Origin of the sequence: Gordonia sihwensis, assembly GCF_029632925.1 — a bacterium.
Classification (GTDB): domain Bacteria; phylum Actinomycetota; class Actinomycetes; order Mycobacteriales; family Mycobacteriaceae; genus Gordonia; species Gordonia sihwensis.
On record NZ_CP121248.1, the window covers coordinates 2,313,600 to 2,327,618 of the forward strand.

Here is a 14,019-nt window from a genome sequence, read left to right on the forward strand (position 1 = left end):
CCGGCGCAGGCGGGCACGTAGATTACTGAGGCGGCCACCCGCCCGGGAGGCCCGTGCCCGGAGAGAGAAACCAACGACAGTGCCCGCGTCCACCGATCGCCCTGCCACGGCAACGGCCCCGACGGTGCCCGCCTATCGTTCAGACCTCGACGGTCTCCGCGGCATCGCCATCGCCCTGGTCGCATGCTTCCACGTCTGGTTCGGCCGGGTCTCCGGCGGCGTCGACGTGTTCCTCACTCTCTCGGGCTACTTCTTCATCGGCTCGCTCCTGCGGCACACCATTCACAGCCAGTCGGTCAGCTTCGGGCTCGCGGAGACGATCAACCCCTGGCCGCGGTTCCAGCGTCTGCTCAAACGACTCCTGCCCGCGCTGTACACGGTGCTCATCGGGGTCGTGATCCTGACAGTCCTGGTGATCGCACAGACCCGCTGGCTCAACATCGGCCGTGAGACCTTCGCGAGCGCGCTCTACTACCAGAACTACTACCTCGCGAAGAACTCTCAGGACTACCTCGCCGCGAGCTCAGCGAACAGCCCGCTGCAGCACCTCTGGTCCATGTCCATGCAGGGCCAGTTCTTCGTCGGCGCCCTGATCGTCCTGCTCGCCATCGCCGGACTGATCAAGGTGGCGGGCCGCCGCTACGAGATGCTGACCCGCGCAGGCGTCATCCGCGGTGTCTTCGCGGTCGTCGTCGCCGCCGTCGCCGTCGCCTCGTTCGTCTGGGCGCAGCACCGGCTGCACGTCGATCAGCCCTTCAACTACTACGACACGCGCTCGCGCCTGTGGGAGCCGCTGGTGGGCGGGCTCCTGGCGATCTGGATGCCGCGGTGGCCCATCGCCGACCGCATCCGCAGCGCGGTCACCGTCGCAGCGCTGGTGTTGATCGCCACCTGCGGTTGGTGGATCGACGGTGTCGCCGAATACCCGGGAGCGCTCGCCTGGGTTCCGGTGGGGGCCACGCTCCTCGTCATCTGGGCCGGTCAGGCCTCCGACCGCCCGGCGCCGGCCGCGAACCGGATGCTCGCGAGCCGGCCCGCCGTGTGGCTCGGCGGACTGTCGTACTCGCTGTATCTGATCCACTGGCCGCTGCTGATCTTCTATCTCACCTGGCGCGGAACGCAGCACGCGAACGTCCTCGAAGGCGCGGGCATCCTCGCCGTCTCCCTGGGACTAGCGTGGCTGATGAAACGGTACGTGGAGGATCCGCTGCGCGGCGGCGGCCGCTCGTCGATGGCGCACATCCGGTGGCCGGCGCACCCGCGGATCACCTACGCCGCGATCCTGACCGTCATGCTGGTCGCGATGTCCGCCGGGACTGCCGGAGCCATTCGGGCGTGGGACCGTCACATGGCGACGGTCACCGTCGACACCGCGAACCTCGACCCCGCCCTGTATCCGGGTGCCCGCGCCCTGCTCGAGAACGCGCCCGTTCCAGCACTCGACCCGCAGCCGACGCCGCTCGCGGTGGCCGACGACCTTCCGCAGACCGGCCCGGACGGATTCATGAGCGACTTCGCCGCGACCGAGCCCGCGATCGGCGTCTACGGCGACCCGCACGGCACCAGGACCCTCGCCCTCGCCGGCGGCTCGCACGCCGAGATGTGGATCGGTGCCCTCGACGCGATCGGCAAGGCCAACGGATTCAAGGTCCTCACCTATCTCAAAATGGGCTGCCCGCTGACGTCCGACGAGAACCCGACGAAGCTGGAGGGCACGCCGTATCCCGAGTGCCGCACCTGGATTCTCAACGTGATGGCCGACCTCGAACGGACTCGCCCCGACGCGGTGTTCACGAACTCGACGCGGCCGGACCCGTCGGGCGCCGCCGATCACGTCCCGCAGGGGTACATCGGGATCTTCGACGAACTGACCGGCGCCGGGATCCCCGTCGTCGGAATCCGCGACGATCCGTGGCCGCACAACGACCGCGGGCCGATCAACACCCCCGAGTGCCTCGCCGCAGGCGGCACCGCGCGCTCGTGCGGCACGGTGCGGACCAGCGCACTGCATCCGATCGATCCGGCGACCGACTACGCCGCGCGCAACCCGCTGTTCCATCGTCTCGACCTCTCCGACGGGCTCTGCACCGCCGACTTCTGCCCCGCCGTGGTCGGTAACATCATCGTGTACAAGGACTATCACCACTTGAGCGCGACCTACGTCCGGAGCCTCACCCGGGAACTGTCGCGTCAGCTCTCCGCGGCACTGCCGTGGACCGGCCCGGAGATCCACTGACGCCTCACCTCCGGGGCCAGTGCAGGCGATCGGAGGACAGGTATGGCCGGCACCCCCGCCGACCCGGTGGCCACCTATCGCATCCAGCTCACGCCTGACTTCACGTTCGCCGAGGTGGCCGGGATCCTGCCTCATCTGTGCGAACTCGGTGTCAGTCACCTCTACCTCTCCCCCGTCCTGGAGGCGATGCCCGGATCGCGGCACGGCTACGACTGGTGCCCGCCAGGGCGGATCTCCGGTGTTCTCGGCGGGCCCGACGGCTACCGGCTGCTTCGCGAGCACGCCCGGGCCCTCGGACTCGGCGTCATCCTCGACATCGTCCCCAACCACGTCGGAATCGCGGACCCCGATCACAATCCCTGGTGGTCGGACGTGCTGGTGAACGGCCTCGACTCCCGGTACGCCGAGTACTTCGATCTCGACACCGAGGCCGCAGGCGGGATCGTCAACCTGCCCTACCTCGGCCGCGACGAGGACCTCGCCGATCTGCGACTCGACGAGCGCGGACGGCTGCTCCTCGGCACGCTCGCCGTCCCCACCGCCCCGGGGACCGCATCACCCGGCGACGACCCGCACGCGGTGCACGCCCGCCAGCGGTACCGCCTCGTCCGGCACGACAGCCGCCGCATCGGCTACCGCCGGTTCCTGGCCGTCAACGGGCTCGCCGCACTGCGGCAGGAGGTTCCGGAAGTCTACGAGGCGACGCACTCGTGGCTCCGGGAACTGATCGCCGACGACTTGGTGGACGGCGTCCGCGTCGACCACGTGGACGGGTTGCGCGATCCCGCCGGTTACCTCCGGCGGCTGCGCGCCGATCTCGGCGACCATCGGCTCCTCTACATCGAGAAGGGGCTCGCGATCGGCGAGCGGCTCGACCCCGCCCTCCCCGTCGACGGCACCACCGGATACGACCAGCTCCGGCTGATCGAAGCCCGCTTCACCGCACCGACGGGGATGGTGGAACTCGACGAGACCTTCAAATCCGTCTCCGGCGTCCCGGGCGGCGGCGACGAACTCGGCGCTCTGGCGCGCGCACTTCGCCAGACCGTGCTCGTGGACCTGTTCCCCGACCGACTCCAGCGCGTCGGCGATCTGCTCTGCCGGCGTGCGCCGCACGTTCGCGCCCACCTCGTGCAGCAGGCCGCCGCCCTGATGATCTGCTCCGCGTCGGTCGCCCGTCCCGACTACCCCTCGCTGCGAAGCACGGTGTTGGCCGACATCGAACGGCTGCGGAACGCCAATCCGATCCTGTCACCGGGGTTCGACGTCCTCCGTGACGCCTTCCACGACCCGGACTACGCTCCGGAAGCGGTCGCCCGACTCGGCGAAGCCGCGGTCGCCGTCTACGGCAAGGCCACCGAGGACATCGGGTTCCACCGCACCGCACGGCTGGTCTCCACGCAGGAACTCGGATGCAATCCGCGGGTCCCGGCCGTGAACCGCAACGACTTCCATGCGCGGATGACCGAGCGCGCGGCCCGCTGGCCGCGGGCGCTGACGGCACTGTCGACGCACGACACCAAACGCAGCGAGGACGTCCGCGCCCGGATCGCGGTGATCGCACAGACGCCCCAACGGTGGCGGATCCTGGTCGACGAGCTGCAGCGGATCGCACCGCCGCCGGACCCGGTGATGTGCTACTTCCTCCTACAGAACGTGGTCGGCGTGTGGCCCGACGAGGGCCGGCCGGACGCCGACCTGGCCCGTCGACTCGCGGAGTTCGCGCGCAAGTCCATGCGGGAGAACGGCATCGTGTCGTCGTGGACCGACGTGGACGACGCTGCCGAGTCGGCCGTTCAGCAGTGGCTGACGAGTCTGCAGCACGGATTCGCGGCGGAGCTGATCGCCGCGTTCGTCGCACTCATCGCCGACGCCGGCCGCGCCGAGTCGATCTCGCGCAAGGCCCTGTCGCTCCTGCTGCCCGGTGTCGGCGACGTGTACCAGGGCACCGAGTGGTGGGACCATTCGCTGACCGACCCCGACAACCGGCGGCCTGTCGATTACGGTCAGCGCCTCGACCATCCGAAGCTCCAGGCCGTGCGGACCGCTCTGGCGGTCCGGCGCAGGCATCCGGGTGCCTTCGCCCCGGGCGGCGACTTCATCGACGTCCCCGCGCGCGGGGTCTGCGCCTCGCACATCGTCAGCTTCGCGCGCGGCCGCGACGGCGAACCGCAGGTGGTCGTCGACGCGGTTCGGCTGGCCCTGATGTTCACCGGCGCCGAGACCAGAGCTGCCGCCCAGGTGGAACTGCCCGCCGGAACCTGGCGCGATGCCGTCACCGGCGCGGTGTTCACCGGAACCGTCGGTGCGGACGTCCTCCTGGGCGACGGTCCGCTGGCCGTCCTCGAACCGGCGGATTGAGCCGCCGCGGGACGGCTATCCGGGTGGCTATCCGCCGGGGACCGGCGCGGGCGTCTGCGTCGGGGCGGGTGTCGGGATCTGCTGCTGCGCCTGCTGAGAGCCGACGGTGACTCCGGGACCTGCCTCGATCGCGCTCACCAGCCAGTCGCCGTCGACCTTCTTCATGTTCAGCTGGAGCAGGATCGCATTCTTGCCTCCGGTGGTGCTGATGGCGCTGGTGCCCGTCACGTCCACACCGAGGACCACCGTCGCCTGATCGGCACTGAAGGACTCGACCATCGAGGAGGTCACCGTGGTCTTGATGTTCTCGACCTTGTTCTCCTTCATGAACTCGGTGCTGACGACCGCGTCCGAGTCCAGTCGCTTCTTGAACTCACCGGTGCTGAGCGGGCCCACCGCGTCGCGCAGCGACTTGGCGTCCGCATTGGGACCGCTCATCGCCTGGAAGTACGTGCCGACGAAGTTCGACGCGGCGGCCTTGCTGTCGTCGAACGCCGCGAGTTTCTGGTCCTTCTCGTACAACTGCCATCCGCCGACCGCGATCACGGCGATCACGGCGACGACGAGCAGTCCGACGATCGCCTGCTTCACCCGGCGCATCGAGATCGTCACCGAGACGCTGTCGGCCTTCTCCCTGCCCGCCTTCCGCTCGGCGCGCTTGGCCGCATTGCCGGACTCCGAGGCGTCCATGGCAGCGGCGGTGTCGTCGGCATCTGCGTCGTCGGGCCGGGCGTCCGAGATGTCTTTCGAGTCGTCTGAACTCATAAATCCTTCATCACTTGTCGAGCGGTACCGTGCGGGCGTTCGGATCGTAGTCCGGAGGCGGACCCGCCGTGTCGTCGCCCTTCGGTCGCGGTGCGTTCGCCGCCCCGCGGACCTGCATGGTCGGATCCTCGGTCACACAGTACAGATTCTTCGGCACGGTGAGTTCGAGGATCTTGGTCGGACGCACCGGAGCGATCTGGTAGTTGCACGACGGCCGCGGATACACCGATGCCAGCGCCCACCAGGCGCCGTCGTGGAACATCTTCTGTGCCTGAATGGACCCGTCCCGGATCGCGGGGAACAGGGTCGCCAGCGCCGGCGCGCGCAGTGCACCCTGTCGCGCGACGTCGAGGAACTGGGTCAGAACGTCGCTGAGCGGATCGGTGATCGTCGCCAGCGATCCGGCGAGGCTCGTGAACTGTCCCGGTCCGTTCCCCAGGAGCGTCCGCAGTTCCTTGTCGGCCGCGACCGTCGCGTCGAAGAGCGAGTCGAGCCCGCCGGCGAGGCGTCCGAGATCCGGCTGGACCTGCGCCGTGGTCTTGAGGATCGTTCCGGAGTTCTTGATCAGGGTGGTGGTCTCCGGCAGCACCTTCGCCAGATCGGCGAAGATCACGCCTCCGGAGTTGAAGACCGACTTGAGCTGGTTGGGCCCGCGGTCGTTGAGTGCGATCTCGAGTTCCTTGAGCGTCGCGGTGAGTTTCGGCGCATCGATCTGGCTGATGACGTCGAGCGTCGACTGCAGCATCCCCGGGAAGGCCGCCGTCACGTGCGTCTGGCCCACCTGGATCACATCCCCGTCCTGCAGGTACGGGCCGTCGTCGGTGGTCGGGGTGATGTTCACGTACTGCTCGCCCGCTGCCGACAGGCCGAGTGCGGAGAACGTCGCTCCCTTGTTGATCTTGTAGTCGTCGCGCAGATCGAGAGTCACGTCGACGCTCTTGGGTGTGACCTGAATGGAACGGACCTCGCCGATCTGGGCGCCGCGCAGCATCACCTTGCTGGTGTCCTGCAGGCCGCCGGAGACCGGGAAATGCACCATGACCTGATACGTGCTCTGCCACGGACGCCAACTGAGACTGTTGAAGGCGAGGAACGCCAGACCCACCAGCATCACCACGACCAGCCCCAGGTTGCCGATCATGATCTTGCGTTTGCGCAGCCATCGCATCATGAGCAGCATCCCTTCGTTCCGGTGAGACGAGCGATGATGCGGGCGAGTGTCTGTTCCAGACTGTGCATGCCGTTGGTGACGTCCGCGCCTTCGGGCAACCGCGACGCCGAATCGAATCCGGCGCCCGGCGTCAGCCAGTACACCTTGGCCGAGACCGCCGCCGCACTTCCGGACGTCGACTTGACCCACTTCGGGTTCAGCTCGGCCATGCGGTCGGCGAGCGGCCCGAAGATCGGCGCCGCATTCTCCAGCGCCACCAGCGTGGTGTTGAGGTGGCCGAGCATCTCGCCGAAGTCGGCCTGCTCGGTGTTCAGGAAATCGTTGGTCGCGGCGGTCACCTTGTTCGTCTTGTCGAGGGTCGTCAGGATCATGCCGAGTTGGTCGTTGACCGTGTTGATCGCCGCGGGGAGCTTGTTGATCGCGGCGGCGATCTGGTTGCGGCCGTTCGCCAGTTCCTTCGACCACCGCGCTGTGACGGCCATCGATTGGTCGACCGCCGCCGAGTTCTTGTTGAACTTGTCGATCGCGGTCGTGAATCCCTCGATGGCGCCGTGCAGTTCGGGAGCATTGCCGCCGATGGCGGTGCTGAGCTCGGTGAAGATCCGCTGCAGGGAGCTCACCGAACCCGAGTCGACCAGCCCCGTCAGGCTCACGAGCAGGTCCTCCACCGTCGCCGCCGCCGAAGTGGGGCCGGTCAGGGTGCCGCCGTCGCGCACCATTCCCTTCGAGGTGTCCGCCGGCGGCTGCAGCGCGACGAAGACGTCGCCGAGCGGTGTCGCCTGACGCAGTTCGGCTCCGGTGCCGATCGGCAGTTCGGTGTCCTTCGCCACCTTCATCGTGACCTCGGCGCGGTAGTTCTTCGCGACGATGGACTCCACCTCGCCCACATCCAGGCCGCCGAGACGGACCTTGGCCTTGTTCGGCAGGTTGAGTGCGTTCTCGAACGAGGTGTGGACGGTGATCGAGTCGCTGATCCCGCCCGGGGCGGGCAGCGGGATCTGCTCCACCGTGACGCCGGGGACGGCGCCGCATGCGGTGAGGCTGACCGTGGTGACGAGTGAGACCGCCGCGAGACCGGCCTTGCGAATCCTGGTCATTTCTTGCTCAGCTCCAACAGTCCGGAATAGATGCCCAGGTCGGGGCCGAAGTCCTTCAGCTGACCGGTGTCGCAGCCCTTCTGGTTCAGGTTGATCGCATTGCAGAACTTGTTGAGCATCTGGTTGTCGAGCAGCGACTTGTCAAGGAAGACCGAGGTCCGCCACGCACCCTGTTCGGCCGAGATCGAGTTCGAGAGGTTCTGGAACAGCAGGGGCGCCACATCGATCGTCTCCACCACCTCGCGGGAGAAGTCGGACAGATTGGCCGCCAGCGACGCCATCCGCCCGGTCGCACCGCTGATCGCACCCGAGTTGGCGGCGAGGAACTCGGAGGTGTTCTGCAGGGTCTTGTTCAGGTCGTGCAGCGACGCGACGAGACCGACCGACTGGTCGCCCAGCATGTCCGAGACCTGCGTCATCGACGACGAGAACTGCTGCATCTTCGGATAGTTGTCGGTGAGCGCGGTGGTGAGCGTGCTCAGCGACTTGATGATCGACATCAATGCGTCACCGTTGTCCGCGCCGAGCTTGCCCGCCTTCGAGAGCGCGTCGAGCGCCTGCCGCAGCTTCTCGCCGTTGCCGGAGGCGATTCCCGAAGTCACGTCGACGAAGTCGGCGATCGGCCCCTCGCCGGGCCGGTCTCCCGACATGGCCTTGACGATCTTGTCGATCGAATCGAACAGCGTGCCGATCTCCACCGGCGCCTCGGTGTGGCGGATCACGTCGCCGTCGCCGAGCTTGGGTCCCTTGGTGTAGGTGGGCGACAGCTCGATGTGCCGCGTGGTCACGATCGAGGTGTTGACGATCGCCGCCGTCACATCGGCGGGCACGTCGACGCTGTTGTCGACGGTCATCGTGACCTTCACCCGAGTGCCCTGGGGCTCCACGGAGGTGATGCGACCGACCGGCATTCCGAGAACCGCGACGTCGTTGCCGGTGAAGATTCCCGACACGTCGTCGAAATAGGCTGTGACGGTCTTGGCCTGGCCCAGCGCCGCGGTCCAGGTGGCGGGCATCAGCGAGCAGCCGCTGACGGTCGTCGCCGTCACCGCGACCAGCGCCACCGCGGCCATCGCGCTCTTGATCCGGGACATCCTCAGCATCCGTCCACCACCCGCGCCGCGCAGAGCCAGTTGTCGGGGAACAGGCCCCACGGCAGGTAGCCGTTCGCATAGGGCCCGTCACCGGTGAGATTCGTGGTCAACCGGGCGGTGACCGGCAGGACGTCAAGCAGCTTGCGCAGGTTGTCGCGGTTCTTCTCGAGTCCGTTCGCGATCGTATTGAGGTTCGCCATCACCGGGGCGAACTGGTCGCCGTTCTCCGCGGCCACCGCCGACGCCTGATCGGTGAGGGCGGCCACGCCGTCGAGCATCCGGGTCACGAGTTGTTCGCGAGCCACTATCTTGTTCGCCAGCTGGGCGCCCTGGCCGACGATGATCGACAGCGCGAACTGACTGTCGACGACCTGCTTGGTGACCGCGTCGGTGTCTTTGAGCAGCTGGTTGATCTGATCGTGCCGATTGTTGAGCACGTTCGACATCCGGGTCAGCGCATCGAGTGTGGGTCCCATGATCGCTGGCGCACCCGCCAGCTGCGTGCTCAGCGTGCGGATGCTGTTGGTGAGGTCATTCGGTTCGATGCCCGCAAGCACCGGAGTGCCCTTGGCCAGGGTCTGCTGAAGGTCGTAGGGCACGTACGTGTGCTGGATCCGGTCGTTCGGCGTCGCCTTGTCGCTCTGCCCGAGCACGATGTCGACGTACCGCTGCCCCAACAGCGTCGACATCTTGATCTCGGCGGAGCCGTCGTCCTTGACCTCGACGTCCCTGTCGACCTTCATGGCGACCTCGACGTGGTCTCCGGCCAGTTCGGTCTTCGACACTTCGCCGACGTCGATGCCCGCCACGCGGACTTTGTCACCGGGACGGATTCCGCCCGCCTGTTCGAAGTCTGCGGTGTAAGTCCGCTTACCGAGTCCGGCCGAACTCAGCCCGACCACGTCGACCAGGACGATCGCGATGACGACGACACCGAGGATCCCGTACCACAGCCGACGGTTGCCGTGGAACGACCGGGCGAGACGCTTCTTCATCGGCACACCACCGAGTGGTTGGTGCCACCGATCTTGTTGATCAGGCCGGGCGGGAACAGGACGTCGCCGATGGAGATGTCGAGGTCACACGCGTAGATGTTCAAGTAGTTGCCCTGCATCATCACATTCGGGAAGTGTCCGAGGAAGATCGGCAGCTCGACCGCGAGCCGGTCCATCTTGGCGCCGTTGGCGATCAGTTTGCCGGTGGCGTCGTCGGCGGCGGTGCCGGCCGACTTGAGGGTCGCGCGGTTCTGCGCGAACACCTGGGCGAAACCGGTGGTGGTCTGGCCGAGCTGATCGATCGCCTTGCCGAACTGCTGAGAGTTGCCGTTGAGACCCTCGATCAGCTTTCCGGTGCTGTCGAGCAGGGTCTGCACCTGGTCGCCCTGTGAGGCCAGTTCGCGCATCACCACCCCCATGTTCGTGATGATCGCGCCGAGCACCTGGTCGCGGTCGGCCATGTCGCTCGCCACCTGCCCGATCTCGGCGATCGTGCGAGAGAGTGACACCTCGTCGCCCTGGAAGGCCTGGATCAGGCTCTCCGACAGCGTGTTGACCTGTTCGGGTGTCAGCGTGTCGAAGACCGGCTGGAATCCGGCGAGGAGTTTGGTGACGTCGAACGAGTCCTCGCCCGGCAGACGCAGCGCCGAGCCCTCGCTCAGCTGAGCCTGGGGTGTCGGACCGTCCAGCGACAGCGCCAGGTACCGCTGACCGATCAGGTTCTGGTAACGGATCGCGGCCCGGGTGTTCGCGTACACCTTCTGATCGTCCTGGACCTCGAACCTGACGAGGGCCCTGCCGTCGTCGAGGTCGATGCTCTCCACGCGCCCGACGCGCACGCCCGCCATTCTGACGTCGTCGCCCTCCGCGAGCCCGGACGCGTCGTTGAACGTGGTCGTGTACCCGCTGGTCGGCCCGCTCACCGAGCGCTCGAGCGTGGACCAGATCAGATACGTCATCGCCAGCGCGACGATCGCGAACAGGGTGAATCCGATCAGCGGCTTGCGGATGGTCGATTTAGCGGCGCTCACCGGCCTCCCTCCTGCGGTGTCACGGCCGAGACCAGCGGGCCGAGCATGAGGCTGTCGGCCGAGGTCGGCTTCCGTCCGAGCGCGCCCTTGAGCGTCTTCTCGTCCTTTCCGGTCGTCACAGCACTGACCGGCTTCTGGGCGGCGGCCCGCTTCATTCCCGGCGGGTACACCGTCAACGGTCCCGACATGGTCGGGCCCGTGCCGGTCCCGGGGCCGACGCATCCCGGACCACGGGCCGTCCCGTAGGGGCCGCCGTCGTACACCGGGCAGTTCTGGCGCGTGTACTGCGCGAACGCACTGAAGCTGACGCCGAGGTTCAGCTGAACGTGGCCGTTCACGCCGGTGAAGACTCCGAGCACCCTGCCCGCCAGGACGTAGAGCTGCTGCAGCGCCTCGGGCAGTGAGTTCGGTTCCAGTGTGATCGCTCCGAGCATCGTGTTCAGATCACGCACGATCCGCTTGCCGCCGTCGCCGTTCTTGGCGAAGAGGGTGTGCACTTGGTCGAGCATCCCCTGGCCGGCCGACAGCAGTGCGGTCAGCTGGTCGGCGTTCTGCGCGATCGTCATCGCCGGAACCACCGACTTGCCGAGCGCGTCGAGCAGTTGCGGGGTCGACTGCGCCAGACCGCGGATCGCCCGGTCGAAGTTCTCGAAACCGGACGGTGCGCCCGGCGGGAACTGCGCGTTGATGGTCTTCCAGTAGGTGTCGAGGACACCGACGAAGGTGGAGAAGGTGGCGCCGCCGCCCTGCAGCGCGTCGGCGATGGTGCCGAGCACCATGCCGAGATCTTCGGGCGGGACACTCCGCAGCAGCGAGCGGAGCTCGTTCTGCGCGTCCTGCAGCCGGATGGTCGGCTCGGAGGTGTCGGCCTTCACCACGTCGCCGCCGCTGATCGACTCCGAGGCGGGATTCGCCGGCGCGATCAGCTCCACCGAGTTCACGCCGAAGAGGTTCGACGGAACGGTGCGCGCGGTGGTGTTCGCCGGGATGCCGGACGCCTGGTCCGGGTTCAGGATCAACGCGACGTCCTTCGTCGGGTTGTCACCGCTGCCGACCAGGGTGATCGAATCGACCGACCCCACGATGAAGCCGTTGTAGCGGACGTCGGCGCCGGGAACCAGTCCGTCGCCGACGTCGGTCAGCTCCGCGGTGACCTCGGTGCGGTCGTCGAACTTGCCCTCGTACCGGGCCAGCAGCAGTGCGAACACGACCACCGCCACGGCGAGGAACGCCAGCCCCCGCAGGAAGTACGTCTTGAGCGACGGATCGCGCCCACCAGTATCGATTCGCATCCGTCACCCCGATATCTTGATGCCGGCCGAGGTGCCCCAGAACACCAGCGTGAGGATCAGGTTCGCGAAGACGATCGTGATGATCGACAGCCGGATCGCATGCCCGGCCGCGACGCCCACGCCTTCCGGACCGCCCGACGCGAAGTATCCGTAGTAGCACTGGATGAAGGTCGTGAGCAGGACGAAGACTATGACTTTGAGGAACGAGAAGACCACATCGCGCGACAGGATGAATTCGTCGAAGTAGTGCAGGTAGGTGCCCGATCCCTGTCCCGACTGGATCTGGAACATGAACTGGCAGGCGATGTAGTTGGCGGCCAGCGAGATCGCGTACAGCGGGATGATCGACAGGACCGCCGCGGCCATCCGGGTCGTCACCAGATAAGGCAGCGGCCGGATCGCGATCGATTCGAGCGCGTCGATCTCCTCGCTGATCCGCATCGACCCGAGCTGCGCCGTGAACCGGCAGCCCGACTGTGCGGTGAACGCCGTCGCGGCCAGCAGCGGAGCGATCTCACGGGTGGTCGCGAACGCCGAGAGTCCGCCGGTGATCGGCGACATGCCGAGCAGGTTGAGCGCCGTGTAGCCCTCGATGCCGACGGTCGCGCCGCCCATCACGCCGAGGATCACCATGACGCCGACGGTTCCGCCGCCGACGACGATCGCGCCGTTGCCCCACGCCACGTCGGAGAGCAGTCGCCAGACCTCTTTCCGGTAGTGCGTGAAGGTGATGGGCGCCAGTCCGATCGACTTCACGAGGAAGGTGATCAGGTGCCCCATCGCGACGATGCCGTCGCGCGGCGCCTCCCACAGCTTCCGCAGCCAGCCGAGCGGTTTGAGCAGCGGCGGTACGTAGCGTGACGCGGCCATCTCACACCACCTTCGCCGGCACGACGAGTGCGAACACCTGGGTGAGCACCACGTTGACGGTGAACAGCAGGATCACCGAGTTGACGACCGCCGCATTCACCGAGTTCGCGACACCGGCCGGGCCGCCGCTGGTGGTGAGGCCGCGGTCGCAGGCGACGATCGCCACGATGGCGCCGAAGATCACGGCTTTCACCAGGGCGAACAACAGATCGGGCACGCCGGCGAAGGAAGCGAACGTCCCCGTGTAGCTGCCGGGCGTCCCGCCCTGGAAGTAGACGTTGAACAGGTAGCCGGTGATGAAGCCGACGAAGCAGACGAAGCCGCAGAGCAGGAACGAGACCACCATCGTGGCGAGCAGCCGGGGCGAGATCAGACGCTGGATCGGGTTGACTCCCATCACCCGCATGGCGTCGATCTCCTCGCGGATCGTGCGCGAGCCGAGGTCGGCAGCGATGGCCGAGCCGACCGCACCCGCCAGCAGCAGCGAAGTCACCAGCGGCGCGCCCTGCCGGATGACGCCGAGGCCGGTCGCGGCGCCGGAGAACGACGTGGCGCCGATCTGGCCGGCGATGTTCGAGACCTGGATCGAGACGATGACGCCGATCGGGATCGCCACGAGCAGCGTCGGGAAGACCGACGTGGAGGCCATGAACGCGCACTGCCGGATGAACTCGCCGAAAGGGAAGCGCTTCTTGACGATGTCTTCGATGAGGACCTTGAACACTTCGACGAACATCGCGAGCTGACGGCCGAAGGTCTCGAAGGACTTCTTGATGTGCTCGTCGAACCATTTGCGGGCGCCGCTGTCGGACCAACGACGCGCAGCAGCACGTGGGTGCGCGTCCACCGTGTCTGTGCTCAATCCCCTGCCTTCGCCCTCTTCGCCTCTGCGGGTGCGGTGGGGAGTCGACAGTCGCCGCGTCCCCCCCGCCGGCCCGACCCCCGAGGGGGTGTTCGGTCGTAATATACACAGCGATTTCGGGAAAGTGTGCCAGGCGCCACACATAACTTCACCTATGTAGGAAATAGGCAGGTGACCCTCCCACGACGCCGGTAACCGGGTGCTCGGGTGGTCGAGACGACGACGGCGGCCGCTCCCGCCGTTGC

At 67.2% G+C, this 14,019-nt stretch carries 11 protein-coding genes; 2 read left to right on the forward strand and 9 right to left on the reverse strand.

The window, feature by feature from the left end; translation table 11 throughout:
* Positions 1-79: 79 nt before the first annotated feature.
* Both P5P27_RS11110 and treY read left to right on the forward strand, forming a co-directional pair.
* Positions 80-2,236, forward strand: coding sequence for an acyltransferase family protein (locus P5P27_RS11110; protein ID WP_045537440.1), 2,157 nt, complete (start codon positions 80-82; stop codon positions 2,234-2,236).
* 42 nt (positions 2,237-2,278) lie between these two features.
* Positions 2,279-4,597, forward strand: coding sequence for a malto-oligosyltrehalose synthase (gene treY, locus P5P27_RS11115; RefSeq protein WP_045537438.1), 2,319 nt, complete (start codon positions 2,279-2,281; stop codon positions 4,595-4,597).
* A 27-nt stretch (positions 4,598-4,624) separates the two neighbouring features.
* Here treY and P5P27_RS11120 read toward each other — a convergent pair whose 3' ends face one another.
* The 9 genes from P5P27_RS11120 to P5P27_RS11160 are packed head-to-tail and all read right to left on the reverse strand — an operon-like array spanning position 4,625 to position 13,759.
* On the reverse strand, positions 4,625-5,362 hold the full coding sequence (locus P5P27_RS11120) for a hypothetical protein (RefSeq protein WP_045537437.1): 738 nt from the start codon (positions 5,360-5,362) through the stop codon (positions 4,625-4,627).
* 10 nt (positions 5,363-5,372) lie between these two features.
* Positions 5,373-6,542, reverse strand: a complete 1,170-nt coding sequence (locus tag P5P27_RS11125) for an MlaD family protein (RefSeq protein WP_045537435.1) — start codon at positions 6,540-6,542, stop codon at positions 5,373-5,375.
* On the reverse strand, positions 6,530-7,630 hold the full coding sequence (locus P5P27_RS11130) for an MlaD family protein (protein ID WP_045537433.1): 1,101 nt from the start codon (positions 7,628-7,630) through the stop codon (positions 6,530-6,532). The genes P5P27_RS11125 and P5P27_RS11130 overlap by 13 nt, the downstream gene beginning before the upstream one ends.
* The gene (locus P5P27_RS11135) at positions 7,627-8,733 is read right to left on the reverse strand and encodes an MCE family protein (RefSeq protein WP_045537431.1); all 1,107 of its coding nucleotides are present in this window, start codon (positions 8,731-8,733) and stop codon (positions 7,627-7,629) included. The genes P5P27_RS11130 and P5P27_RS11135 overlap by 4 nt, the downstream gene beginning before the upstream one ends.
* Positions 8,727-9,719 carry an MCE family protein gene (locus P5P27_RS11140; protein ID WP_045537448.1) on the reverse strand — a complete coding sequence of 331 codons (993 nt, stop codon included), beginning with the start codon at positions 9,717-9,719 and terminating at the stop codon, positions 8,727-8,729. The genes P5P27_RS11135 and P5P27_RS11140 overlap by 7 nt, the downstream gene beginning before the upstream one ends.
* A complete protein-coding gene (locus P5P27_RS11145; RefSeq protein WP_045537429.1) occupies positions 9,716-10,750 on the reverse strand; it encodes an MlaD family protein in 1,035 nt (344 codons plus the stop codon). The genes P5P27_RS11140 and P5P27_RS11145 overlap by 4 nt, the downstream gene beginning before the upstream one ends.
* A complete protein-coding gene (locus P5P27_RS11150) occupies positions 10,747-12,042 on the reverse strand; it encodes an MlaD family protein (RefSeq protein WP_006895352.1) in 1,296 nt (431 codons plus the stop codon). The genes P5P27_RS11145 and P5P27_RS11150 overlap by 4 nt, the downstream gene beginning before the upstream one ends.
* Positions 12,043-12,045: 3 nt before the next feature.
* Positions 12,046-12,912, reverse strand: a complete 867-nt coding sequence (locus P5P27_RS11155; RefSeq protein ID WP_006895351.1) for an ABC transporter permease — start codon at positions 12,910-12,912, stop codon at positions 12,046-12,048.
* Between the two features lies 1 nt (position 12,913).
* On the reverse strand, positions 12,914-13,759 hold the full coding sequence (locus P5P27_RS11160) for an MlaE family ABC transporter permease (RefSeq protein ID WP_006895350.1): 846 nt from the start codon (positions 13,757-13,759) through the stop codon (positions 12,914-12,916).
* Positions 13,760-14,019: the final 260 nt, after the last annotated feature.

Excerpts from the sequence above, each read along its gene's own strand:
- P5P27_RS11120 (WP_045537437.1), bottom strand. The coding sequence starts at position 5,362 with ATGAGTTCAGACGACTCGAAAGACATCTCGGACGCCCGGCCCGACGAC.
- P5P27_RS11155 (WP_006895351.1), bottom strand. The coding sequence starts at position 12,912 with ATGGCCGCGTCACGCTACGTACCGCCGCTGCTCAAACCGCTCGGCTGG.
- P5P27_RS11125 (WP_045537435.1), bottom strand. The coding sequence starts at position 6,542 with ATGCTGCTCATGATGCGATGGCTGCGCAAACGCAAGATCATGATCGGC.
- treY (WP_045537438.1), top strand. The coding sequence starts at position 2,279 with ATGGCCGGCACCCCCGCCGACCCGGTGGCCACCTATCGCATCCAGCTC.
- P5P27_RS11140 (WP_045537448.1), bottom strand. The coding sequence starts at position 9,719 with ATGAAGAAGCGTCTCGCCCGGTCGTTCCACGGCAACCGTCGGCTGTGG.
- P5P27_RS11130 (WP_045537433.1), bottom strand. The coding sequence starts at position 7,630 with ATGACCAGGATTCGCAAGGCCGGTCTCGCGGCGGTCTCACTCGTCACC.
- P5P27_RS11150 (WP_006895352.1), bottom strand. The coding sequence starts at position 12,042 with ATGCGAATCGATACTGGTGGGCGCGATCCGTCGCTCAAGACGTACTTC.
- P5P27_RS11135 (WP_045537431.1), bottom strand. The coding sequence starts at position 8,733 with ATGCTGAGGATGTCCCGGATCAAGAGCGCGATGGCCGCGGTGGCGCTG.